The sequence below is a fragment of the Streptomyces fulvoviolaceus genome (assembly GCF_000718165.1).
In the GTDB taxonomy this organism is placed as follows: domain Bacteria; phylum Actinomycetota; class Actinomycetes; order Streptomycetales; family Streptomycetaceae; genus Streptomyces; species Streptomyces fulvoviolaceus.
The window spans coordinates 1-24,704 of the sequence record NZ_JOEY01000027.1; the positions used below are offsets into that span (position 1 = coordinate 1).

Genomic DNA, 24,704 nt, shown 5'->3' on the forward strand with positions numbered 1-24,704 from the left:
CACCAACGAGACCGCCCTGCGCGAAGCCCTCGACGCCGCCTCGCAGAACCCCGAACTCGCCCCGCTCGTACGAGCCGTGGAGACCCTCCGCACACCCGCACCGACGGCTCCTGCGCAGAAGGCCTCCACTTAGAGTGCAGTCATGGGAGATCTTGAAATGCGGCCCGCCACGCCAGACGACATCCCCGCCATCGTCGCCATGCTCGCCGACGACGCTCTGGGCTCCCAGCGTGAGTCACCGGACGATCTGACTCCGTACCTGGCCGCACTGGAGCGCCTCTCCTCCGACCCGAACCAGCATGTGGTCGTCGCCGCACGCGAGGGTCGTGTCGTCGGCACTCTCCAGCTCACGATCATTCCCGGGCTGTCCCGGCGCGGCGCCACCAGGTCGATCATCGAAGGTGTGCGCATCCACGCCGACGAGCGCGGCAGTGGCCTGGGAACACGGCTCATCGAGTGGGCGATCGACGAATCCCGGCGCCAGAACTGCCAGTTGGTACAGCTGACCTCCGACAACACGCGCACCGACGCCCACCGCTTCTACGAGCGGCTCGGCTTCACCGCCTCACACGTGGGCTTCAAGCTGCCCCTGTGACGGGCTGCCGCGACGAGCCCTTGCGACGAGGCGAAGCGCTCTGTTTCACGTGAAACAGAGCGCCAAGCGCGCGAAAACCTCTAACCGATGCCCCGCCACCCCTGCGGATCCACTCCACCTGGCACGGAAGACCCCTGGTCGTACGGCTGACGAGTGAAGACGAACGATCCAAGGTCGAGGTGGTCCACGGACCCGTCCGGCCGCCGTAGGGCCTTCAGGAGCTCCCCGGCGAAGTAGCCCTCCAACCCTGTCCAGGTACCGTCACCGTTCGCCCGGAAGCGCGAGCGGCGGCCGTTACCGGACAAGGGCTCCAACGACGCGAGGCCGTCGGCAGTCAGCCGTAGCGCGAACCCGTGCGTCCCCCAGTACCACTGCCCCACCAACTCCAGCGCGGCCGCGTCGGCTTGGGGCAGCGGGCGCCACGGTTCGGGAATCCTCGGTTCGGCCTCGGCGACGATCCGTACGAGATCGGCGCCCACGGTGGACACCAACGGACCGGAGGTGCAGTTGGCGAGCACCACCGCCGCGATGTCGTCCGCCACGCTGATGGTGAGATTCGCGAGGAAGCCCGGCAGCGACCCCGAGTGGCCCACGAGCAGCCGGCCGTGGCGATGCTGGATCTGCATCCCGAGACCGTAGGTGGCACCGTCCACGACATCCGCAGTCTCGGCCGGCGCCGCGGGCGTCCGCATCTCCCTGACGGCCTCCGCACTCAGCACCCGGTCGTCCCCCTCCGCCAGGAAGATTGCGAACCGGGCCAAGTCTGCGGTGGTGGACCAGAGTTGGCCGGCCGGTGCCATCCGCCCAAGGTCCTCGGCGGGTTCGGGCAGCATCACATCGGCCCACGGGTGCACCGCCCAGCCGCCCGCATGGGGCGCTTCCGGACGTACGCCCGTGCGGCCGAGGCCCAGGGGTTCGAGCACCTCACGCCGGAGCACCTCCTCCCATGGAGCCCCCCGCAGCTTCTCCACGAGTGCCCCCAGCAGGGTGTAGCCGGGGTTCGAGTAGTGGAAGCGGCGCCCGACCGGGTGCAGGAAGGGCTGATCCCCCAGCACGTCGGCAAGTTCCGGGCGCAAGGACCCGGGAGAACGTTCCCACCAGGGCGCGGGCGACTCGGCCGCCAACCCGCTGGTGTGGGCGAGCAGTTCGGCGACGGTGGCCTCCCCCGCCGCGGTACCGGGCACGTGCTTCTCCAACGGATCACCGAGGTCGAGCAGACCCTCGTCCCGCAGCCTCAGCACGAGAACCGCGGTGAAGGTCTTGGTGATCGAGCCGATCCGATACTGCACGTTCTCGTCCGGCCCGTGCCCGTCCACCGAGGTCCGCGCACCGTGCCACACGGTCCGCCCGTCCCGTACGACCGCCGCGACCAGCGACGGCGCACGCCCTTCGGTCTGGGCCACGGCGATCCGGTGCAGCAGTGCCCTGCGCGTGCCGGGAAGCAGCTCTTCCTGAGGTGTCGTCATGGGGGCCAGTCCACCCTGCGGGGCACACGGGAGTCGAGCTCATATTGCCCAGGTGCGGTGGATCAGGTCTGCGCCATGTCCACGAAGCGCGAGTAGTGGCCCTGGAAGGCGACGGTGATCGTGGCCGTCGGGCCGTTACGGTGCTTGCCCACGATGATGTCCGCCTCGCCCGCGCGTGGTGACTCCTTCTCGTAGGCGTCCTCGCGGTGCAGCAGGATCACCATGTCGGCGTCCTGCTCGATGGAGCCGGACTCACGCAGGTCGGACACCATCGGCTTCTTGTCCGTGCGCTGCTCAGGACCACGGTTGAGCTGCGAGAGCGCGATCACCGGGACCTCCAGCTCCTTGGCCAGGAGCTTGAGGTTACGGGACATGTCCGAGACCTCCTGCTGACGGCTCTCGGAACGCTTGGAACCACCGGCCTGCATCAGCTGCAGATAGTCGATGATCACGAGCTTGATGTCGTTGCGCTGCTTCAGCCGGCGGCACTTCGCGCGGATCTCCATCATCGACAGGTTCGGGGAGTCGTCGATGTAGAGCGGCGCGGAGGAGACCTCGGGCATCCGGCGCGCCAGGCGCGTCCAGTCCTCGTCGGTCATCGTGCCGGAACGCATGTGGTGCAAGGCGACGCGGGCCTCGGCGGACAGCAGACGCATCGCGATCTCGTTGCGCCCCATTTCGAGGGAGAAGATGACGCTCGGCAGGTTGTGCTTGATGGACGCGGCCCGGGCGAAGTCCAGCGCGAGCGTGGACTTACCCATGGCGGGACGAGCCGCGATGACGATCATCTGGCCCGGGTGCAGGCCGTTGGTGAGCGAGTCGAGGTCCGTGAAGCCCGTGGGCACGCCGGTCATCTCACCGCTGCGCGAGCCGATCGCCTCGATCTCGTCGAGGGCGCCCTCCATGATGTCGCCGAGCGGCAGGTAGTCCTCGCTGGTGCGCTGCTCGGTGACCGCGTAGATCTCTGCCTGGGCGCGGTTGACGATCTCGTCGACGTCGTCGTCGGCCGCGTATCCCATCTGCGTGATGCGGGTGCCGGCCTCGACCAGACGGCGTAGAACCGCGCGCTCGTGCACGATCTCCGCGTAGTACTCGGCGTTCGCCGCCGTCGGCACGGTCTGGACGAGCGTGTGCAGATACGATGCGCCGCCGACCTTGTTGATCTCGCCGCGCTTGGTGAGCTCGGCGGCGATCGTGATGGGGTCGGCCGGCTCGCCCTTCGCGTAGACGTCGAGGACCGCCTGGAAGATCGTCTCGTGGGCCGGCTTGTAGAAGTCATGGCCCTTGATGACCTCGACCACGTCGGCGATGGCGTCCTTGGACAGAAGCATGCCGCCGAGGACGGACTGCTCGGCGTCAAGGTCCTGCGGCGGTACGCGCTCGAACGCCGTACCCCCGCCGTCCCACTCGCCGTCGTCCCGGCCGCGATCATGCTGTTCATCGCGGCCCCGCCCTCCGTTGCCCCGGCCGCGGGAGGCGGGCAGACGATCACTTGGACCGCTGTCGGCCCACGGGTCGTCCAAGGGCTCGGAAATACTCACCGAGCCACCTCCTCCCGTCCGCCGAGCGGACCTAGCCGTGCCCCTCTTTTCTACGGCACGGCACTGACAAATAAGAGGCCCAACTCCGGTTCTGGCGCGTCGGTTTTGTGACGGTTTCCAGGCCGACGGACGGAGTGGGCGTCGCACCACCGTAGGCCTGCGGGCACCGTCAGCCAATCTGGTTATCCACAGGCCATGTGGACGACGGCCCGGATGCTGTGGAGAACTCCGCAAAACCTGTGCACGACACGGTGGACAGGCCTGTGAACAAGCTCTACCTCTACGCTGAAGAGCGCCCCTGACCTGCAGGTTCACCGTCCACTGGCTGTGCAGAAGAAAAACTTTCCCAGTCGGATCAAGATCACATCGAGCGGGGCACGGCGGCGTACAGTGCGTGACGATGAGTAAGGGTCAGATCCCCATTGCGTCTCTTACCTGTGGACGATTAGATTGGTGCTCATGACACAGGCCCCCGCGACACCCAAGGCCACCCGGAGACAGCACGACCGAGAGATCGTCGCGCTCGCCGTTCCGGCCTTCGGCGCGCTCGTCGCCGAGCCCCTCTTCGTGATGGCCGACAGCGCGATCGTGGGCCATCTCGGCACTGCACAACTCGCCGGCCTCGGCGTCGCCTCGGCCCTCCTCATGACAGCCGTCAGCGTCTTCGTCTTCCTCGCCTACGCCACCACGGCCGCCGTCGCCCGGCGCGTCGGCGCGGGCGATCTCCCGGCCGCCATCCGCCAGGGCATGGACGGCATCTGGCTGGCACTGCTGCTCGGTGCCGCCGTCATCGCCGTGGTCCTGCCCACGGCACCGGCCATCGTGGAGCTCTTCGGCACCTCCGACACCGCCGCTCCATACGCGATCACCTACCTGCGGATCTCGGCACTGGGCATCCCCGCCATGCTCGTCGTGCTCGCCTCGACCGGAGTACTGCGTGGACTGCAGGACACGAAGACCCCGCTCTATGTCGCCGTCGCGGGCTTCATCGCCAACGGGGCCCTCAACGCTGGCCTCGTCTACGGCGCCGATCTCGGCATCGCAGGCTCCGCCTGGGGCACCGTGATCGCGCAGTTCGGCATGGCCGCGGCCTATCTCGTGGTAGTCGTCCGCGGAGCCCGGAGGCACGGTGCCTCCCTGCGCCCCGACGCTGCCGGGATCACGGCCTCCGCTCAGGCCGGCGTGCCCCTGCTGGTCCGCACACTCTCGCTCCGGGCGATCCTGATGATCGCCACGGCCGTCGCAGCCCGCCTGGGGGACGCCGACATCGCCGCGCACCAGATCATCCTGTCCCTGTGGAGCCTGCTTGCCTTCGCGCTCGACGCCATCGCCATCGCCGGGCAGGCCATCATCGGGCGATACCTGGGCGCCGACGACACCGAGGGCGCCCGTCAGGCCTGCCGCCGCATGGTGGAGTGGGGTCTTGCGGTCGGCATCGCGCTCGGGACACTGGTCGTGATCTCTCGGCCGCTGTTCCTGCCGCTGTTCACCAGCGACTCCTTGGTCAAGGACGCCGCCCTGCCCGCTCTGGTGATCGTGGCTCTCTCCCAACCGATCTGCGGTGTCGTCTTCGTCCTGGACGGAGTCCTCATGGGCGCCGGCGACGGCCCCTATCTGGCGTGGGCCATGGTGCTCACCTTGGCGGTCTTCACCCCGGTCGCCCTGCTCGTTCCTGGGCTGGGCGGTGGACTGACGGCCCTCTGGGCCGCGATGACGCTGATGATGGCGGTGCGGATGCTGACCTTGTGGCTGCGCGCCCGCTCGGGTCGCTGGCTGGTGACCGGTGCGACGCGCTGACTGTTTCACGTGAAACACGCCCAGCCGACCGCACTGACCGTTTCACGTGAAACATGACCCCGCAGACCTGGCCCAGAGCACGCGGAAGGGGCCGCACCCTGATGGGTGCGGCCCCTTCTCAGCTGTCCAAGCCGAGTGCAGCGATCAGGCCGCGACGACCTCGATGTTGACCTTGGCGGCAACCTCGGGGTGCAGACGCACGGACGTCTCGTGAGCGCCCAGCGTCTTGATCGGCGAACCGAGCTCGATGCGGCGCTTGTCGACCTCGGGGCCACCGGAAGCCTTGATCGCAGAAGCGATGTCGGCCGGGGTGACGGAACCGAAGAGACGACCGGCGTCGCCGGAGCGAACGGCCAGACGAACCTTGACGCCCTCGAGCTGGGCCTTCACCTGGTTGGCCTGCTCGATGGTCTGGATCTCGTGGATCTTGCGAGCACGACGGATCTGCTCGACGTCCTTCTCGCCACCCTTGGTCCAGCGGATAGCGAACTTCCGCGGGATCAGGTAGTTGCGAGCGTAACCGTCCTTGACGTCGACGACGTCGCCCGCGGCACCGAGGCCGGAGACCTCGTGGGTGAGGATGATCTTCATGTTTCGGTCACCCTTCCCTTATCGCGCGGTGGAGGTGTAGGGCAGCAGCGCCATCTCACGGCTGTTCTTCACGGCCGTGGCGACGTCACGCTGGTGCTGCGTGCAGTTGCCGGTCACGCGGCGGGCACGGATCTTGCCGCGGTCGGAAATGAACTTCCGCAGCATGTTCGTGTCCTTGTAGTCCACGTACGTGACCTTGTCCTTGCAGAAAGCGCAGACCTTCTTCTTAGGCTTGCGCACAGGCGGCTTCGCCATGGTGTTTCTCCTGTGTGATCAAGAAGTTTGGGTACGAACCCGCCCTTAGAAGGGGGGCTCGTCCGAGTAGCCGCCGCCACCGCTGCCGCCGCTGCCGCCGGAGTTTCCACCCCAGCCGCCGCCACCGCCGCCGCCCTGGCTGCCACCGGCGGGAGCGCCGGTCGCCCACGGGTCGTCGGCGGGAGCACCGCCGCCGGCCGGCTGACCGCCGCCGGAGCTTCCACCCCAGCTGCCGCCGCCCTGGCCGCCACCGCCGCCGTAACCACCCTGACCCTGCCCACCGCGGCCGGCGGTCTTGGTGACCTTGGCCGTTGCGTTGCGCAGGCTGGCGCCGACTTCCTCGACGTCCAGCTCGTAGACCGTGCGCTTGACGCCCTCACGGTCCTCGTAGGACCGCTGCTTCAGCCGGCCCTGCACGATGACGCGCATGCCTCGCTGGAGCGACTCGGCGACGTTCTCCGCCGCCTGACGCCAGACCGAGCAGGTCAGGAACAGGCTCTCGCCGTCCTTCCACTCGTTCGTCTGACGGTCGAAGGTGCGGGGGGTGGACGCGACACGGAACTTCGCGACCGCCGCACCGGACGGGGTGAAGCGCAGCTCGGGGTCATCGACAAGATTGCCGACGACCGTGATGACGGTCTCGCCTGCCATGGGGGAACCTCTCGGCGGGTTTGCTGCTGGCTGCTTGGTGCTGCTGCTACTCGAATCCCGAGATCAGCTGAGCGGGATGCTCAGTGGGTCTCGGGGCGGAGGACCTTGGTCCGGAGGACCGACTCGTTCAGGTTCATCTGGCGGTCGAGCTCCTTGACGACCGCAGGCTCGGCCTGCAGGTCGATGACCGAGTAGATGCCCTCGGGCTTCTTCTTGATCTCGTACGAGAGACGACGACGGCCCCAGGTGTCGACCTTCTCGACCTTTCCGTTGCCCTCACGGACGACGGAGAGGAAGTTCTCGATCAGGGGGGAGACAGCGCGCTCCTCCAGATCGGGGTCGAGGATGACCATCACCTCGTAGTGACGCATGTGGAACCCACCTCCTTTGGACTCAACGGCCACGGCGGTTCCGTGGCAGGAGGGTTGTGATGCGTACGCAACGGTATCGGCCGCCACTGACAATCGGGGCTCCCGAGTGGAAGTCCCTGTCGTGACGTGGGCAGACACCGCTGCAGAGGCTACAGAGTACCCGCACACCGGCTTCCGGTTGAAATCCGGCCGTGGGGACCGTCAATCTGTACACATCGGGTGTGTATGGCGCTACGATGCGCCGCCTTTCGCAGGAGGTGCCCCATGGCACAAGCATTGCGACCCAACACCGTCGGAGGCCTGTTCGCCACGGACGGCAAGCCCCACCCGCTCCAGGACACGCTGCTCGCGGTGACCCTGGTGCTGGGCATCATGTCTTTCGTCACGGCGATGTTCCACAGTCTCCACTTGCTGAGCTCCTGGACCGGCTTGGTGGGGATCATCACCGGCGCGTACGGCCAGTGGATCTCGGAGACGACCCGCGAACGCTTCGGCCTCATCCTGGGCCTCGGCACCGCGGCGATCGGCTTCTTCCTCGGCATGGCGCACGGCGGGCTCTTCGGCGGGGTCGTCGGCTGACGCCAAGGACACCGTCCGCCCAACACTTCATAAATCAGCGCGGAACGCCTCGGTGGCCCACAGGCCGAGGCGAAGGTTCCGTACGCCCAGTCAGGGCGCTCGCAAGGCGCAGTAGGCTTCGGCGCGAGAGCCGGAGCCCCTGTACCCATGGGGACACACCAGCCCGAGGAGCGCCCCGAATGAGCCTGACCCTGAGGACAATCAGCCGCGAGCAGCATCTGGCGTACATCCAGAGCCTGCCGTCGGCGAGCCACATGCAGGTTCCGGCCTGGGCCGACGTCAAGGCGGAGTGGCGCTCCGAGAGCCTCGGCTGGTTCGACGACAAGACCGGTGAGATGGTCGGCGCGGGCCTCGTCCTCTACCGTCAACTGCCCAAGATCAAGCGCTACTTGGCCTACTTGCCCGAGGGCCCGGTCATCAACTGGTTCGCGCCGAATCTCACCGACTGGCTGGAACCGATGCTCGCGCACCTCAAGCACCAGGGCGCCTTCTCGGTGAAGATGGGCCCGCCGGTGATCATCCGGCGTTGGGAGGCCACCTCCATCAAGGCTGGCATCCAGAACCCCGACGTGAAGCGGCTGCGCGACATCGAGGCCGACTTCATCGAACCGCGTGCCTTCGAGGTGGCCGACAAGCTGCGCCGGATGGGCTGGCAGCAGGGCGAGGACGGCGGGGCCGGCTTCGGCGACGTCCAGCCCCGTTACGTCTACCAGGTGCCGCTGGCGAACCGGTCGCTCGAAGAGGTCCACAAGAACTTCAACCAGCTGTGGCGCCGCAACATCAAGAAGGCCGAGAAGGCCGGTGTCGAGGTAGTCCAGGGCGGCTACCAGGACCTCGAGGAATGGCAGCGGCTGTACGAGATCACGGCTGTGCGCGACCACTTCCGGCCCCGCCCGCTGTCGTACTTCCAGCGCATGTGGACGGCCCTCAACACCGAGGACCCCAACCGCATGCGGCTGTACTTCGCCCGCCACGACGGCGTGAACCTGTCGGCGGCGACGATGCTGATCGTCGGCGGGCACGTCTGGTACTCCTACGGCGCCTCCGACAACATCGGCCGTGAGGTCCGGCCCTCGAACGCGATGCAGTGGCGCATGCTGCGCGACGCCTACGCGCTCGGCGCGACCGTCTACGACCTGCGCGGCATCTCCGACTCGCTGGACGAGACCGACCACCTCTTCGGCCTGATCCAGTTCAAGGTGGGCACGGGCGGCCAGGCCGCCGAGTACCTCGGCGAGTGGGACTTCCCGCTCAACAAGCTGCTCCACAAGGCACTCGACATCTACATGTCGCGCCGCTGAGACCCGCCGGCCCCGGCCGTTTGCTTCGATAGCTTCCATACCTCTGATACACCGCAGCCACGAGAAAGGTTCCAGGTCCGGCCATGGCGCTCACGCTCTACGTCGACACCGCGCGCTGGCGTGCGCACCACAAGCACGTGCAGGACCAGTTCCCAGGACTCGTCCCGGTCTGCAAGGGCAACGGCTACGGCTTCGGACACGAGCGACTGGCCGAGGAGGCCACACGGCTGGGCTCGGACGTCCTCGCCGTCGGCACGACGTACGAGGCTGCGCGGATCAAGGACTGGTTCGGAGGTGACCTGCTCGTGCTGACGCCGTACCGGCGCGGCGAGGAGCCCGTTCCGCTGCCCGACCGGGTCATCCGCTCGGTGTCGTCGATCGACGGGGTCTACGGCCTCGTGGGCGCCCGGGTGGTCATCGAGGTGATGTCCTCGATGAAGCGGCACGGCATCAGCGAGCAGGACCTCCCGCAGCTGCACGCCGCCATAGAGAACGTCCGCCTCGAGGGCTTCGCGATCCACCTGCCGCTGGACCGCACCGACGGCTCGGACGCCGTCGAGGAGGTCATCGGCTGGATGGACCGGCTGCGCGCGGCCCGCCTGCCGCTGCACACCATGTTCGTCAGCCACCTCAAGGCCCAGGACCTCGCCCGGCTGCAGCAGCAGTTCCCGCAGACCCGCTTCCGCGCCCGTATCGGCACGCGGCTGTGGCTGGGGGACCACGAGGCCACCGAGTACCGCGGGGCGGTCCTGGACGTCACCCGCGTCTCCAAGGGCGACCGCTTCGGCTACCGGCAGCAGAAGGCGGCCTCCGACGGCTTTCTGGTCGTCGTGGCGGGCGGCACGTCGCACGGGGTGGGCCTGGAGGCCCCCAAGGCACTGCATGGCGTCATGCCGCGTGCCAAGGGCGTCGCCCGCGCCGGCCTCGCCACGGTCAACCGGAACCTTTCTCCGTTCGTCTGGGGCGGCAAGCAGCGCTGGTTCGCCGAGCCGCCGCACATGCAGGTCTCCATCCTGTTCGTGCCCTCCGACGCCCCGGAGCCGAAGGTGGGCGAGGAGCTGGTGGCCCATCTGCGGCACACCACCACGCAGTTCGACCGGATCGTCGACCGCTGAGCACCGTAGACACAGCACAAAGGCCGTACACGGGTTCTTCCGTGTACGGCCTTTCGCGTACGTGACTCAGGGGCTGTTCGCTCAGAGCGAACCGTCGGCGGCCTTCTCGCCGCTGCCCCACTCCACCTGCGGTCCGTCGAAGTGGGCCGCGTGCCGCGGCGGATGGGCGGCGGGACCGAGGACGAAGACATCCTCCGCGCCGTCGAGGACACCGCCCGAGGGGTCGTCGTCGCCGGCCCGGCGCACCACGTCCCGCTCCGGCATGAGGATGTCGCGTACGACCATGACGCACAGGTACAGCGTGCCCAGCAGGTGGAGCCCGATGGCCCAGTGGTAGCCGTCGGTCGGCAGGCCCTTGTGGGCGTCCCCGCTGGTCGTGTACGCGAGGTACATCCAGATGCCCAGGAAGTACGCCACCTCGCAGGCCTGCCAGATCAGGAAGTCCCGCCACTTCGGCCGGGCCAGCGCGGCCAGCGGCACCAGCCACAGGACGTACTGCGGCGAGTAGACCTTGTTGGTGAGGATGAACGCCGCGACGATCAGGAACGCGAGCTGGGCGAAGCGCGGACGGCGCGGGGCGGTCAGCGTCAGCGCCGCGATACCCCCGCAGCACAGCAGGACCAGCAGTGTGGCGAGTGTGTTCACGGTGTCGGTGCTGAGCGGGTCGGTCGAGTTCTGGGCCATGATCAGCCAGAAAGACCCGAAGTCCACACCCCGCTCCTGGCTGAACGTGTAGAACTTCGACCAGCCGTCGAAGGCGAAGAGCATCACCGGCAGGTTCACCACGAGCCAGGAGACGGCCGCGCCGCCCAGGGCCTTGCCGAAGTCCCGCCACTTGCCCGCGCGCCAGCACAGCAGGAACAGCGGCCCGAGCAGGAAGACGGGATAGAGCTTGGCTGCCGTGGCGAGCCCCAGCAGGACACCGAAGGCAAGGGAGCGGCCCCGCGCCCACATCAGCATCGCGGCGGCCGTCAGAGCGACCGCCAGCAGGTCCCAGTTGATGGTGGCGGTCAGTGCGAAAGCGGGCGCCAGAGCGACCAGCAGGCCGTCCCATGGCCGCCAGGCCTGCGTACGGGCCACGCAGACCACGATGACGGCCGCGCAGACCATCAGCATCCCGGCGTTGACCATCCAGTACCACTGCTCCTGGTCCTGGATGCTCCCGCTGCCGGGTGTGAGCCAGGAGGCGACCTCCATGAACACACCGGTCAGCACCGGGTATTCGAGGTACTGCATGTCGCCGGGCAGCTTGTCGAAGTACGGCACCAGCCCGTCGGCGAAGCCACGCCCCGAGTAGAGGTGCGGGATGTCCGAGTAGCAGGCGTGCGTGTACTGCGAGCTGGCGCCGAAGAACCAGGCGCCGTTGTAGCAAGGCGCCTTCTGGACCAGACCGAGGGCGAACATACCGATCGCCACCAGCGCGACGATACGGACGGGAGTCCACCAGGACGATCCGAACAGGGCTCGCCGCCCGATGGGTCCACCGATGAGCTCGCTGCCGTTCCTGGCGATCTCGTCGTCCTTGGTCGGCCGCACCGGATCCGGCTCGTGCACGCTCGCTTGCGTCGATTCAGCACTGGGCATGCCGCACATCCTGCCGTACGCGCCTAGGAATACGCCGAGGGCCGCCGCACCTGGTGGGTGCGACGGCCCATGTTTCACGTGAAACACCCGCGGCGGGCGATATGGCGCCTAACCGGCTGGGCCTCCGAAGATGCCTCCGTTGTTATTGCCGTTGTTGCCGTTCTCCTCCGTCGATGTGGCCGTGGGTGTCGAGGTCACACCCCCGTCGGTGCCACCGCTGTCCGTCCCACCGCTGTCATCGCACTGCCAGTCGAACTGGCAGGTCTCGGTCGCCGAAGGCGTCGGAGAGGTCACCGTCTCGCTGGGCGTCGGGCTCGGAGTCGGGGTGGCCGACTCGGTCTCCGTGGGCGTCGGAACGGCCGTCGGGCTCGGGACGTCGTTGACGATCTCACCGATGGGCTCCGGCGTCGGGAACTTCTCCGCCGGCTCGTTCTTCAGCGCCTGCTCCATGTAGTCGTGCCAGATCTCGGACGGGAACGAAGCACCGTGGATCTTCTTCTGACCACCTGTTCCGAACATCTCCAGGAACTGGCGGTTCTTCTTGGTCTCGTCGTCGTCCATCCGGAACATCGTGATCGACGTGGACAGCTGCGGGGTGTAGCCGACGAACCAGGCGGACTTGTTGCCGTCGGTGGTACCGGTCTTGCCCGCCACCTCGCGGCCGGTCAGCTGGGCGTTGGTACCCGTACCGTCCTCGACCACGGTCTTGAGGACGTCCGTGACGTTGTCGGCGACCTTCGACTCGAACACCTGCTCGGGGTCTGCCTTGTGGGTGAAGACCGCGCCGTCCTTGCCGGTGACCTTCTCCACGGAGTACGGGTCGTTCTGCTTGCCGCTGGCCGCGAAGGTGGCGTAGGCGCCCGCCATGCGGATCGCGCTCGGGTCGGAGATGCCGATGGAGAACGACGGGTAGCTGGTGCCGGCCAGGCTGCTCTCCAGCAGGCCCGCATCCACGGCCGACTCCTTCACCTTGTCCAGGCCGACGTCCATGCCGAGCTGCACATAGGCGGAGTTCACCGATTCCCGCATCGCTTCACGAAGATCGATCTGGTACTTCGGGGCCGAGCCGTACGACTCCTGCCCGTCGTTCTCCTGGAGCCACTCCTTGCCCTTCTCGTTCTTCCAGACCGACTTGTCGTAGTTCTCGATCTTGAGGTCGTTCTTGCCGCTGTACAGACTCTTCGGGGAGACGACGGTGCGCTCGTCCTGTGCCTGGCTCTCGCCCAGGTCCGGGTCGCGCACACCCCACTTCATCGCCGCCGCGAGCACGAACGTCTTGAACGTCGAACCGACCTGGGCACCGGTCGAGTCGCAGTTGTTGGTGAAGTGCTTGGTCGCGTCCTCGCCCCCATAACAGGCCCGGATCGCACCCGTGGTCGGATCCACGGAGGCCCCTCCGAACTGAACGAAGGTGTCCTCCGGGCGCTCCTTGGGCTTGATGTTCGCCTTGCGGACCTTGGTGACCGCTTCCTCGAGCTCGTTGACCTTCTTCTTGTCGAAGGTCGTGTAGATCGACAAGCCGCCCTGCTGGATCTTGTCGGCGCTGACGTAGTTGTTGTTGATCAGATATGCCTTGGCGAGGTCGACGAGGTAGCCGATCTGGCCGCTCAGCTCGTTGTTCGAGCGCGGGTTCTGCCACTTGGGGAGCTCTGTGTACTTGGCCCGGTCCGCGGCGCTCAGATGGCCGTACTCGACCATCTTGTCGAGCGTGTCCTGCATCTGTGCCAGGGCCCGCTTGCTGTTGGCCTGAGGAGTGGCACCGGTCGGGTCGATGGACGTCGAGCCCGCAGGGTCGTAGTACGTGGCCCCCTTGAGCATCGCCGCCAGGAAGGCACACTCGCCCGGGTCCAGGTCGACGGCGTCCTTGTTGAAGTACGCGCGCGCGGCCGCCTGGATTCCGTAGGCACTGCGGCCGTAGTACGCGGAATTCAGGTAGCCGGCCATGATGTCGTCCTTCGAGACCGTGGTGCCGACCTTGATCGAGACGAAGATCTCCTTGAACTTTCGCGAGACCGTCTGCGACTGGTCGTCCAGCATCGCGTTCTTCACGTACTGCTGGGTGATGGTCGAGCCACCCTGCGTCTCACCGCCCCTGGCCATGTTGAACACGGCACGGCCGATGCCCTTCGGGTCGATGCCGCTGTCGGTGTAGAAGGTCTTGTTCTCCTGCGAGATGACGGCGTTCTGCATCGCCTTGGGGATCTGCGAGAGGTTGACGTTCTGGCGGTTCGTCTCACCACCCGTGGCGACCATCTCGCTGCCGTCGGACCAGTAGAAGACGTTGTTCTGGGCCGTTGCGGTCTTCGCGAGGTCCGGCACATCCACCATGGCATAGGCGATGCCCGCGGCGGCCACCATGCTGCCGAAGAATCCGATGAAGAGCCCGCTCACCAGCTTCCACGACGGCACCCAGCGCGCCACGCCGTACTTGCCCGCGCGCGGATAGTCGATGATCCGCTTCTTGCCGGGAGTGGCTGAGCGCCCTCGGCCTCGTCCCGGGCCGTTCGGGCCACCGGGAGCACCGCGCCGACCAGCGCGGCCTGCCGGCTCGGCCGCTCTGCGGCGGCTCCCTGTGCTTCTCTGTGCCGCACGGCGGGCCTCGGCGCGGCCGCCGTACTGACGGTCCTCGCCTCCCGAACCGTAGGAATCCGAATCCTGGGAGCTCGCCCCATAGGAGTCGGACAGAGACCCGGTGGCGCCTCGCGGTGCCGCGCGGCGGCCGGAGGACGAGCCGGACTGGCCGCGTCGGGCCGCGGCACGTCCGCCTCCCTGCGGCTGCGGCGGTTTGCGACGGTGCTCGCTCATCGAACGACTACTCCTCGGGCAGGCGCACCTTTGCGCGCCTGGAAACGGCGGCTGGTTTCCGGTCCCCCCGAAGTACGGATGTGGTCGGTTCCGCATTCACCCGTACTGCACCGAGGACTGTGACGCCCCCCAGGCGTCACTCGGTTCCCGGTGGTGTGCATGGCGCACAGACTACGCACCGTCAAAACCTGCCTAGCCCCGAAGTTCACCCCAAATCAGGCAACTCGCTTCCCATGAATCGGTGATGTGATCCCGTTCACCATCCCCTCTCTTGCAGCATCCGGAAGGCCGTTCTATCGTCCTGATGTATCGAGTCGATACATCAGCTCGGCATAAAGACCGTGCCGACGAGGCAGCGACAGGGAGGAGGCGACGATGAGCCGGCGTTCCGGGATCCTCGAGTTCGCCGTACTCGGCCTGCTCCGCGAGTCCCCGATGCACGGCTATGAGCTGCGCAAACGACTCAATACGTCACTGGGAGTGTTCCGTGCCTTCAGCTACGGCACGCTGTACCCCTGCCTCAAGACGCTGGTCGCGAGCGGCTGGTTGATCGAAGAGACGGGGAACGCCCCCGAGGACGCCCTCGCCGCACCACTCGCAGGGCGTCGCGCCAAGATCGTCTATCGGTTGACGGCGGAAGGTAAGGAGCACTTCGAGGAGCTCCTCTCGCAGACCGGGCCCGACGCGTACGAGGACGAACACTTCGCCGCTCGCTTCGCTTTCTTCGGGCAGACCTCTCGTGATGTGCGCATGCGCGTCCTCGAGGGCCGTCGCAGCCGGCTGGAAGAGCGCCTGGAGAAGATGCGCGCCTCGCTGGCGCGCACCCGGGAGCGCCTCGACGACTACACGCTTGAGCTCCAGCGCCACGGGATGGAGTCCGTGGAGCGCGAAGTGCGCTGGCTGAACGAGCTCATCGAAAGTGAGCGGGCGGGCCGGGACCTGAAGGGTCCCGCCCACGGAGAACCCGCTCGCGACACCACAGAGGGAGCGCCGGGCGTCCTGCCCCGGCCCGGGGACACCCCCGGTCCGGATACGCCCGGCGACACCACCACGTGAGGCCCCTGCCAGGGCCTCACTCGTACACACAGGGAGCAACCGGAATGGGTTCGGTCCGCGTAGCCATCGTTGGCGTGGGCAACTGCGCCGCGTCGCTGGTTCAGGGAGTCGAGTACTACAAGGACGCCGACCCGGCGTCCAAGGTCCCCGGCCTGATGCACGTCCAGTTCGGCGACTACCACGTCGGTGACGTCGAGTTCGTCGCCGCCTTCGACGTCGACGCGAAGAAGGTCGGCCTCGACCTCTCGGACGCCATCGGTGCCAGCGAGAACAACACCATCAAGATCTGCGACGTCCCGAACAAGGGCGTCACGGTTCAGCGTGGCCACACCCTCGACGGCCTCGGCAAGTACTACCGCCTCACCATCGAGGAGTCCGCCGAGGAGCCGGTCGACGTCGTCCAGATCCTCAAGGACAAGCAGGTCGACGTCCTCGTCTGCTACCTGCCCGTCGGTTCCGAGGACGCGGCGAAGTTCTACGCCCAGGCCGCCATCGACGCCAAGGTCGCTTTCGTCAACGCCCTTCCGGTCTTCATCGCGGGCACCAAGGAGTGGGCGGACAAGTTCACCGAGGCGGGCGTCCCGATCGTCGGTGACGACATCAAGTCGCAGGTCGGCGCCACCATCACGCACCGTGTGATGGCGAAGCTGTTCGAGGACCGCGGTGTCCGTCTCGAGCGCACCATGCAGCTCAACGTCGGCGGCAACATGGACTTCAAGAACATGCTGGAGCGCGACCGCCTCGAGTCCAAGAAGATCTCGAAGACGCAGGCCGTCACCTCGCAGATCCGCGACCGCGAGCTGGGCGAGAACAACGTCCACATCGGTCCGTCGGACTACGTGGCCTGGCTGGACGACCGCAAGTGGGCGTACGTCCGCCTCGAGGGCCGTGCCTTCGGCGACGTCCCGCTGAACCTCGAGTACAAGCTCGAGGTCTGGGACTCCCCGAACTCCGCGGGTGTCATCATCGACGCCCTGCGCGCCGCGAAGATCGCCAAGGACCGCGGCATCGGCGGCCCGATCCTGTCGGCGTCCTCGTACTTCATGAAGTCCCCGCCGGTCCAGTACTTCGACGACGAGGCCTTCGCCAACGTCGAGAAGTTCATCAAGGGCGAGGTCGAGCGCTAAGGCGTTCGCTTCGAAACTGCTCCTGCCAGGGCTGTTGAGGGTCCCCGGGTCGAAAGGCCCGGGGACCCTTTCCCGTATGTGAGGCTGTGCCCCATGTCAGTCGTGCGTGACCTGCGCGTCCTGCTCCGCTTCGGAAACTTCCGACGTCTGCTCGCCGTGCGTCTGCTCTCCCAGGCCGCCGACGGCGTCTTCCAGGTCGCACTCGCCGCCTACGTCGTCTTCTCGCCGGAGAAGCAGACCTCGGCCACCGCGATCGCCTCCGCGATGGCGATCCTCCTGCTCCCGTACTCCCTCGTGGGCCCCTTCGCCGGCGTCTTTCTGGACCGCTGGCGCCGCCGCCAGGTCTTCCTCTATGGCAACCTCGTGCGGGCCCTGATGGCGACGGCGACGGCCGTCCTGATGATCAGCCACATCCCGGACTGGCTCTTCTACGTCTCCGCGCTGTGCGTCACCGCCGTCAATCGCTTCGTGCTGTCCGGCCTGTCCGCCGCACTGCCCCGCGTCGTCGACACAGAGCGTCTGGTGATCGCCAACTCCCTCTCCCCGACCGCCGGAACGCTCGCGGCGACCGCGGGGGGCGGCCTCGCCTTCGTCGTACGGCTGGTGGTCGCGGACTCCGACGCGGCCGTGGTGCTCCTGGGAGCCGCGCTGTACCTGTGCAGTGCGCTCGCGTCCCTGCGCATGCCACCGGAACTGCTCGGCCCCGACCGCGAGTTGGTACAGCCACGGCTCACGGCAGCACTCACCGGCACGGCCCGCGACCTGACGGCAGGCGTACGGCATCTCGCCGCGCCGACCCGCAGGGAGGCGGCCTGGGCGCTCGGCGCGATGTCGCTGATGAGGTTCTGCTACGGCGCCCTGCTGGTCATGGTGCTGATGCTCTGCCGCTACGCGCTGACGTCCGACCCTGATGACGGACTCGCCCTGCTGGGGCTGGCGTTGGGCATCTCAGGCGCCGGCTTCTTCGCCGCGGCGGTCCTCACGCCCTGGGCCGCGGGGCGGCTCGGGCCCGGCCGCTGGATCGTCGTGTGCGCCGCGGCCGCCGCAGTGCTGGTGCCCGCCCTCGGCCTCCCCTTCGCCACCGCCCCCATGCTCGTCGCGGCGTTCGTCCTGGGACTGATCACCCAGGGCGCAAAGATCGCCACGGACACCATCGTGCAGTCCTCGGTCGACGACGGCTTCCGGGGCCGGATCTTCTCCGTCTACGACGTGCTCTTCAACGTCGCCTTTGTGGGCGCCGCAGCCGTCGCCGCCCTGATGCTGCCTCCGGACGGACGCTCGGTACCGCTGGTGGTCACTGTCGCCGTCATCTACGGAGCAGTCGGGGCGTTGTTTCACGTGAAACAACGCCCCTCAGCACACCCGAGCCAGCCCCGGTAGGGAACGGGGGTCATGTTTCACGTGAAACATGACCCCCGTTTCACGGCCTCAGCTCTGCTCGGCCCACCACTCTTTGAGCGCGGCCACCGCCTCGTCGTGCTGCATCGGCCCGTTCTCGAGTCGGAGTTCCAGCATGTGCTGGTAGGCCTTACCGATCACCGGGCCAGGTCCGACGCCCAGGATCTCCATGATCTGGTTGCCATCGAGGTCGGGCCTGATCGAGTCCAACTCCTCCTGCTCCTGAAGCTGGGCGATCCGCTCCTCCAGACCGTCGTACGCCCGTGAGAGCGCGGCCGCCTTGCGCTTGTTCCGAGTCGTGCAGTCCGAGCGCGTCAGCTTGTGGAGGCGGTCGAGCAGCGGTCCGGAGTCCCTGACGTAGCGGCGGACCGCCGAGTCGGTCCACTCCCCGGTGCCGTACCCGTGGAAGCGCAGGTGGAGTTCGACGAGGCGCGAGACGTCCTTCACCAGTTCGTTGGAGTACTTGAGCGCCGTCATCCGCTTCTTCGTCATCTTCGCCCCGACCACTTCGTGGTGGTGGAAGGAGACCCCGCCGTCCTTCTCGAAGCGGCGGGTGCGCGGCTTGCCGATGTCGTGCAGCAACGCGGCCAGGCGGAGGACCAGATCGGGTCCGCTGTCCTCCAGGGCGATCGCCTGCTCCAGGACGATCAGCGTGTGCTCGTAGACATCCTTGTGCCGGTGATGCTCGTCGCTCTCCAGGCGCAGGGCCGGCAGCTCGGGCAGTACGTGGTCGGCGAGCCCGGTGTCGACCAGCAGCGCCAGCCCCTTGCGTGGGTGGGCGGACAGGATCAGCTTGTTCAGCTCGTCCCGCACCCGCTCGGCCGAGACGATCTCGATGCGTCCGGACATCTCCTTCATCGCGGTGACCACCTCGGGGGCCACCTCGAAGTCGAGCTGCGCCGCGAAGCGAGCGGCGCGCATCATCCGCAGCGGATCGTCCGAGAAGGAGTCCTCGGGAGTGCCCGGGGTACGCAGCACGCGCGCCGCGAGGTCGTCGCGGCCACCGTGCGGGTCGATGAACCTCTTCTCCGGGAGCGCGACGGCCATCGCGTTCACGGTGAAGTCGCGCCGGACGAGGTCCTCCTCGATCGAGTCGCCGTACGAAACCTCGGGCTTGCGCGAGGTGCGGTCGTACGCCTCTGACCGGTAGGTGGTCACCTCGATCAGGTAGCCGTCCTTCTGTGCCCCGACCGTGCCGAAGGCGATCCCGACCTCCCATACGGCGTCCGCCCACGGCCGCACGATCTTGAGTACGTCCTGGGGCCGCGCGTCGGTCGTGAAGTCCAGGTCATTGCCGAGCCGGCCGAGCAACGCGTCCCGGACCGAGCCGCCGACGAGCGCGAGTGAGAACCCGGCCTCCTGGAAGCGGCGGGCGAGGTCGTCGGCGACCGGAGCGACCCGCAGGAGGTCACTCACCGCGGGGTTCTGCACCTGGCTCGGGGCACTGAGGTTGTCTTCGTTGGCGTTCGGCACAACAGAAGAGGGTACGTGGCCCGCACGACCACGGTCGCCTCCATTAAACGTGCACAGACTCTCCATCCCCCTCTTCAGGGCGCCTACCCCGGAGACCTCGAAGACGGTCCTCTTTATACGTGCACATTCGGGACAGCACGGCCGTGTCCCCCGATCTTGTGGAGCAGACCGCGGCACTTCCCCTCAGCGCGCATCGTTACCATGCGTGGACGCACATTCCGACGACCACTGACGATGACGAGGGACGGGCGAGCGCGTGGCCGAGGCGGCAGACTTCCAGGGGATGAGTCCCTCACCTGCCCGCCGCTGGCTGCGGCGCACCGGGGCACTGCTCGCCGGGGCGCCCCTGCTGGCCGGCCTGTTCCAGCTGCCCGCCGCCACGCCCGCCCAGGCCGCGGAGTCGGGCAGCGTGTCCGTCGCCGTCGACACACTCAGCCCCAGCGTCCCCACGGACGGCGACACGCTCACCGTGTCCGGCACGGTGACCAACAACGGCAAGCAGGCCGTCACGGACGCCCACGTGGGGCTGCGGGTGGGGTCCGAGCTGACCACCCGCTCGTCCATCGACACCACCGCCAAGAGCAGTACCGACGTGCAGGCCTCCACCGCGCCGGAGATCGGCGGCAAGTACGTCGAGAAGTTCTCGAAGCTGACCCCGGGCGTCGCCCAGTCCTTCTCCATCTCGGTGCCGGTCGACGAACTGGACCTCGGCGACAACGGGGTCTACCAGTTCGCAGTCTCCCTTTCCGGCCAGACGTCCGCGCAGCCGTGGGAGCAGATGCTCGGCATCCAGCGGACGTTCCTGCCGTGGCAGTCCGACGAGGCGGACACCACGACGAAGACGACCTATCTGTGGCCGCTCATCTCCACTGTCCACATGACGGTGGAGACGGGTTCGAACGAGCAGCAGACGCCGGTCTTCCTCAACGACGACCTGGCCGAGGAGATCGCGCCGGGCGGCCGCCTGGACCAGATGCTGTCGCTCGGTGAGGACCTCGACGTCACCTGGGTCATCGACCCCGACCTGCTGGCGTCCGTCGACGCGATGACGAAGAGCTACCGGGTACAGGGCGAGGGCGACGCCACCACGGCGGGCACCCACCAGGAGGTCGCCAAGGACTGGCTCGCCCGGTTGCAGAAGGCAGTGGCGGACAAGGAGGTCGTCGCCCTTCCCTTCGCCGATCCGGATCTCGCCTCCCTCGCCCACAACGGCACGAGCGTCACCGGCTCACTCAGCCACCTCGACGAGGCCACCGACGTCGCCACCACCACGGTGAAGACCGTGCTCCACGTGACCCCGAGCACCGACTTCGCCTGGCCCGTGAACGGCGCCGTGGACCCGTCGATCGTCAAGGTCGCCACCTCCGCCGGTGCCGACAAGGTGATCGCACGCAGCGACAGCCTGCAGGAGACGGGCGGCCTGTCGTACACGCCCTCCGCGGCCCGTCCCATCGGCGGCGGCACCACGGCGGTGGTGGCCGACGCCCGGATGTCGACGGCGTTCCAGGGCGACCTGACGAAGGCCTCCTCCGCCACGCTCGCCGTGCAGCAGTTCCTCGCCCAGAGCCTCGCCCTCAACCTCCAGACGGACAAGCAGCGCAGCATCGTCGTCGCCCCGCAGCGCATGCCCACGGCGAGCCAGGCGAAGGCCATGGCCGAGGCACTCACGGCCCTGCAGGGCGGGAACTGGTCCCAGCCGCAGAAGCTCACGGCGGCCGCCGCCGCCAAGCCCGACTCCGGGGCCACCACCAAGGTGCCGTCGACGTCCGCGTACTCCTCCTCGCTGCGCAAGCAGGAGTTGCCGAAGTCGGCCTTCGAGCAGATCGCGAGCACGCAGGACAAGCTCGGCAACTTCAAGGTGATCCTCACCGACGAGTCCCGGGTGGTGACCCCCTTCGGACGGGCCATGAACCGCGAGATGTCCACGTCGTGGCGCGGCCGCTCCACCGAGGCGAGCAGCTTCCGCGACGACGTCGAGGCGTATCTCGACGAGCTGACCGACCAGGTCAGCCTGATCGACAAGTCCGAGACCAAGCTCTCCGGACGCAGCGCCACGATCCCGGTGACCGTGCAGAACAACCTGGTGCAGGGCGTGGACCACCTGGTGCTGCGGCTCACCTCACTGAGCCCGAAGCGCCTCGAGATCGGCGGCGCGTCCTACTACGAGCAGCGGGTCGAGGTCTCCGGCGGCCACAGTCAGACGGTGAAGTTCACCACGACGGCCAACGCCAACGGCAAGGCAACGGTGATCGCCCAGCTGTTCACGGAGGACGGACAGGCGTACGGAGCGCCCGTCAGGTTCGATGTGAAGGTCACGGAGTTCACGGCCACGGTGATGCTGGTCATCGGCGGCGGTGTCCTCCTCCTGGTGCTCGCCGGCTTCCGGATGTACACGCAGCGCAAGCGCGCGGCCGCCCGTGAGGCCGAGGAGGGCCCCGACGAGGCGGGCGAGGCCGCGGACGGCCCGGAGAGCTCCGAAGACCGTCTCCCGGAGGAGTCCGGCTCACCGGCCGGGGCAGACGACCCGGAGCACCCGAGTGACCTGACACCGGACACCCCAGCGGAAAGCGCCGACCCGTCCGGCACGGGTGAGAGAGTGGACCGTTGAGGATGTCGTGGCCGGTGGGCCCGGGACGATGAGGTGGGGTAACCATGAACGCGCCGTACGACGGTGACCGCGGCCAGGCCGCGGGCAGCTCGGGGCACCCCGAGGGCCCGCCGCCCGAGCCCGGCCAGGTGCCGCCGCAGCCCCCCGCGGACATGTACCTCCAGGACGCCTACGACCAGGACCCCTACCGGTCCCAGGACCTCTACGCCCAGGACCCGGTCGCCGAGGCGCTCTACGACCGCGCCGCGCACCCCCCGCCGCCCCCGAGCACGCACCAGCCGCAGCAGCCGCTGTACGCCCAGCCTCCCCAGTCGCCCTACGCCCCCGACCCGCACGTGTGGGCGCAGACCCCGGCGCCCGAGCCGGACGGCCCGACCCAGTACCTGCCGTACGGCGACAACCCTCGTACGACGCAGTTCGTGGGCGTCGACGACCTGGTGACCCAGGCGAGCGAGGAACGCCACGAACCGGACGCCTTCGCCCACCTCTTCCGGGACCAGCAGCAGGGCGGCGGCCGACCGCCGTCGGAGCCCCCGTCGGTACCGGGTCCGGCAGCGGCCCCGGGCGAGCAGGCGCCGGCCCCGCAGTACCAGGCTCCGGCAGCCCCCACGCCCGCGGCCGACCAGACCATGAACCTCGGCGCCGTGCCCGCCGCGGCGCCGGCGCCCCCGGCGAAGCAGGGCGGGCGGGCCGCAGGCCTGCTGAAGTCGAGTGCCGTGATGGCGGCCGGCACGATGGTCTCCCGCCTCACCGGCTTCATCCGCTCCGCGCTGATCGTCTCGGCGCTGGGCACCGCCGTCCTGGGTGACGCCTTCCAGGTGGCGTACCAGCTGCCGACCATGATCTACATCCTCACCGTCGGCGGCGGCCTCAACTCCGTCTTCGTACCGCAGCTCGTGCGCGCCATGAAGGACGACGACGACGGCGGTGAGGCGTTCGCGAACCGGCTGCTGACGCTCGTCATGGTGGCCCTCGCCGCGCTCACCGCGCTCACGATGTTCGCGGCGCCGCTGATGGTGCGTGCACTGTCGAACTCCGTCGCGACCGACCCTGCGGCGAACGACGTCGCCGTCACCTTCACGCGTTACTTCCTGCCCTCCATCTTCTTCATGGGCATCCATGTGGTGATGGGGCAGATCCTCAACGCCCGCGGCAAGTTCGGCGCGATGATGTGGACGCCGGTCCTCAACAACATCGTCATCATCGTGACGCTGGGGATGTTCCTCTGGGTGTACGGCACCGCGGAGCACTCCGGCATGGGCGTCACGAATATCCCGCCGGAAGGCCAGCGGCTGCTCGGCGTCGGCATCCTCCTCGGCCTCGTGGTGCAGGCCCTCGCGATGATCCCGTATCTGCGCGAGACCGGGTTCAGGATGCGACTGCGCTTCGACTGGAAGGGCCACGGCCTGGGCAAGGCCGCGATGCTCGCGAAGTGGACCATCCTGTTCGTCCTCGCCAACCAGGTGGGCGCCCTCGTCGTCACCCAGCTGGCCACCGCGGCGGTCGCCGACACGAAGATCCCCGGCACCGGCTTCAGCGCCTACGCCAACGCACAGCTCATCTGGGGTCTGCCGCAGGCCATCATCACCGTCTCCCTCATGGCCGCCCTGCTGCCGCGCATCTCGCGCTCGGCCGCGGAGGACGACGGCGGTGCGGTGCGCGACGACATCTCGCAGGGGCTGCGCACGACAGCGGTCGCGATCGTGCCCCTCGCCTTCGGCTTCGTCTCACTCGGCATCCCGATGTGCACGCTGATCTTCGGCTCCTCCGGCACCAGCGCCGCCACGAACATGGGGTACATGCTGATGGCCTTCGGCCTCGGTCTGATCCCGTACTCGGTGCAGTACGTCGTCCTGCGCGCCTTCTACGCCTACGAGGACACCCGAACCCCCTTCTACAACACGGTCATCGTGGCGGCCGTCAACGCCGCCGCATCCGCCGTCTGCTACGCCGTGCTTCCGCCCCGCTGGGCCGTGGTCGGCATGGCCGCCTCCTACGGCCTGGCGTACGCGATCGGTGTCGGCATCGCCTGGCGCCGGCTGCGCAAGCGGCTGGGCGGGGACCTCGACGGCAACCGCGTGCTGCGGACGTACGCCAGACTCTGCATCGCCTCGGTACCGGCGGCGCTGCTCAGCGGCGCGGCCTGCTACGGCATCGGCCACTCGCTCGGCCAGGGCGTCCTCGGCTCCTTCGCCGCGATCATCGCCGGCGGTGCGATCCTGCTCGGGATCTTCTTCGTCGCCGCCCGCCGTATGCGGATCGAGGAGCTGAACTCGCTGGTCGGTATGGTGCGCGGACGGCTGGGGCGCTGAGTCGGGGGTACGCGCACAACCATCGTCCGCCACCGTGTGTCGTGCATAGCGGCGGACTGTGGGCACAATTGGATTCTGC

At 68.0% G+C, this 24,704-nt stretch carries 19 protein-coding genes; 10 read left to right on the forward strand and 9 right to left on the reverse strand.

Annotated features, from left to right (window positions below):
• Positions 1-142: 142 nt before the first annotated feature.
• A complete protein-coding gene (locus tag IG08_RS0127750) occupies positions 143-595 on the forward strand; it encodes a GNAT family N-acetyltransferase (protein ID WP_030608021.1) in 453 nt (150 codons plus the stop codon).
• Between the two features lie 80 nt (positions 596-675).
• Here IG08_RS0127750 and IG08_RS0127755 read toward each other — a convergent pair whose 3' ends face one another.
• Positions 676-2,061: a serine hydrolase domain-containing protein gene (locus IG08_RS0127755; protein WP_030608024.1), complete on the reverse strand. Its 1,386-nt coding sequence runs from the start codon at positions 2,059-2,061 to the stop codon at positions 676-678.
• A gap of 62 nt (positions 2,062-2,123) precedes the next feature.
• Positions 2,124-3,602, reverse strand: a complete 1,479-nt coding sequence (gene dnaB / locus IG08_RS0127760) for a replicative DNA helicase (RefSeq protein ID WP_030608026.1) — start codon at positions 3,600-3,602, stop codon at positions 2,124-2,126.
• 450 nt (positions 3,603-4,052) lie between these two features.
• On the opposite strand from dnaB, the gene IG08_RS0127765 reads away from it, so the two are divergent.
• Positions 4,053-5,399, forward strand: coding sequence for an MATE family efflux transporter (locus tag IG08_RS0127765; RefSeq protein WP_030608029.1), 1,347 nt, complete (start codon positions 4,053-4,055; stop codon positions 5,397-5,399).
• A gap of 144 nt (positions 5,400-5,543) precedes the next feature.
• Here the strand turns inward: IG08_RS0127765 and rplI are convergent, their stop codons facing one another.
• The 4 genes from rplI to rpsF form a co-directional block, all read right to left on the reverse strand.
• Positions 5,544-5,990 (reverse strand): 50S ribosomal protein L9, encoded by a 447-nt coding sequence (gene rplI / locus IG08_RS0127770; RefSeq protein ID WP_010032778.1) that lies wholly within the window; start codon positions 5,988-5,990, stop codon positions 5,544-5,546.
• 18 nt (positions 5,991-6,008) lie between these two features.
• Positions 6,009-6,245, reverse strand: a complete 237-nt coding sequence (gene rpsR, locus IG08_RS0127775) for a 30S ribosomal protein S18 (protein ID WP_003949403.1) — start codon at positions 6,243-6,245, stop codon at positions 6,009-6,011.
• Between the two features lie 45 nt (positions 6,246-6,290).
• Entirely contained in the window at positions 6,291-6,896 is a 606-nt protein-coding gene (locus tag IG08_RS0127780) for a single-stranded DNA-binding protein (protein ID WP_030608033.1), read from the reverse strand.
• A gap of 80 nt (positions 6,897-6,976) precedes the next feature.
• Positions 6,977-7,267 (reverse strand): 30S ribosomal protein S6, encoded by a 291-nt coding sequence (gene rpsF, locus IG08_RS0127785; protein ID WP_006604399.1) that lies wholly within the window; start codon positions 7,265-7,267, stop codon positions 6,977-6,979.
• A 264-nt stretch (positions 7,268-7,531) separates the two neighbouring features.
• Between rpsF and IG08_RS0127790 the strand changes: the two genes are divergently transcribed.
• The 3 genes from IG08_RS0127790 (at position 7,532) to IG08_RS0127800 (ending at position 10,262) form a co-directional block, all read left to right on the forward strand.
• A complete protein-coding gene (locus tag IG08_RS0127790) occupies positions 7,532-7,846 on the forward strand; it encodes a hypothetical protein (RefSeq protein WP_030608038.1) in 315 nt (104 codons plus the stop codon).
• A 179-nt stretch (positions 7,847-8,025) separates the two neighbouring features.
• Positions 8,026-9,147, forward strand: coding sequence for a peptidoglycan bridge formation glycyltransferase FemX (femX, locus tag IG08_RS0127795; RefSeq protein ID WP_030608041.1), 1,122 nt, complete (start codon positions 8,026-8,028; stop codon positions 9,145-9,147).
• Between the two features lie 83 nt (positions 9,148-9,230).
• Positions 9,231-10,262 (forward strand): alanine racemase, encoded by a 1,032-nt coding sequence (locus tag IG08_RS0127800; RefSeq protein ID WP_030608045.1) that lies wholly within the window; start codon positions 9,231-9,233, stop codon positions 10,260-10,262.
• Positions 10,263-10,343: 81 nt separating this feature from the next.
• Here the strand turns inward: IG08_RS0127800 and IG08_RS0127805 are convergent, their stop codons facing one another.
• Together IG08_RS0127805 and IG08_RS0127810 are read right to left on the reverse strand one after the other, a co-directional pair.
• The gene (locus tag IG08_RS0127805) at positions 10,344-11,846 is read right to left on the reverse strand and encodes a glycosyltransferase family 87 protein (protein WP_030608048.1); all 1,503 of its coding nucleotides are present in this window, start codon (positions 11,844-11,846) and stop codon (positions 10,344-10,346) included.
• 108 nt (positions 11,847-11,954) lie between these two features.
• Complete coding sequence (locus IG08_RS0127810) at positions 11,955-14,651, reverse strand: transglycosylase domain-containing protein (RefSeq protein WP_078655781.1); 2,697 nt, start codon at positions 14,649-14,651, stop codon at positions 11,955-11,957.
• A gap of 375 nt (positions 14,652-15,026) precedes the next feature.
• Between IG08_RS0127810 and IG08_RS0127815 the strand changes: the two genes are divergently transcribed.
• From IG08_RS0127815 to IG08_RS0127825, 3 genes are all read left to right on the forward strand, one after another.
• The gene (locus IG08_RS0127815) at positions 15,027-15,707 is read left to right on the forward strand and encodes a PadR family transcriptional regulator (protein ID WP_030608056.1); all 681 of its coding nucleotides are present in this window, start codon (positions 15,027-15,029) and stop codon (positions 15,705-15,707) included.
• A 44-nt stretch (positions 15,708-15,751) separates the two neighbouring features.
• The gene (locus tag IG08_RS0127820) at positions 15,752-16,834 is read left to right on the forward strand and encodes an inositol-3-phosphate synthase (RefSeq protein ID WP_030608060.1); all 1,083 of its coding nucleotides are present in this window, start codon (positions 15,752-15,754) and stop codon (positions 16,832-16,834) included.
• A 93-nt stretch (positions 16,835-16,927) separates the two neighbouring features.
• Positions 16,928-18,214 (forward strand): MFS transporter, encoded by a 1,287-nt coding sequence (locus IG08_RS0127825; RefSeq protein ID WP_030608064.1) that lies wholly within the window; start codon positions 16,928-16,930, stop codon positions 18,212-18,214.
• Positions 18,215-18,262: 48 nt separating this feature from the next.
• Here the strand turns inward: IG08_RS0127825 and IG08_RS0127830 are convergent, their stop codons facing one another.
• Positions 18,263-19,705: a CCA tRNA nucleotidyltransferase gene (locus tag IG08_RS0127830; protein WP_030608066.1), complete on the reverse strand. Its 1,443-nt coding sequence runs from the start codon at positions 19,703-19,705 to the stop codon at positions 18,263-18,265.
• 256 nt (positions 19,706-19,961) lie between these two features.
• Between IG08_RS0127830 and IG08_RS0127835 the strand changes: the two genes are divergently transcribed.
• On the forward strand, positions 19,962-22,313 hold the full coding sequence (locus IG08_RS0127835; RefSeq protein ID WP_030608068.1) for a DUF6049 family protein: 2,352 nt from the start codon (positions 19,962-19,964) through the stop codon (positions 22,311-22,313).
• A 44-nt stretch (positions 22,314-22,357) separates the two neighbouring features.
• Positions 22,358-24,625 (forward strand): murein biosynthesis integral membrane protein MurJ, encoded by a 2,268-nt coding sequence (gene murJ, locus IG08_RS0127840; RefSeq protein ID WP_030608071.1) that lies wholly within the window; start codon positions 22,358-22,360, stop codon positions 24,623-24,625.
• Positions 24,626-24,704 lie beyond the last annotated feature (79 nt).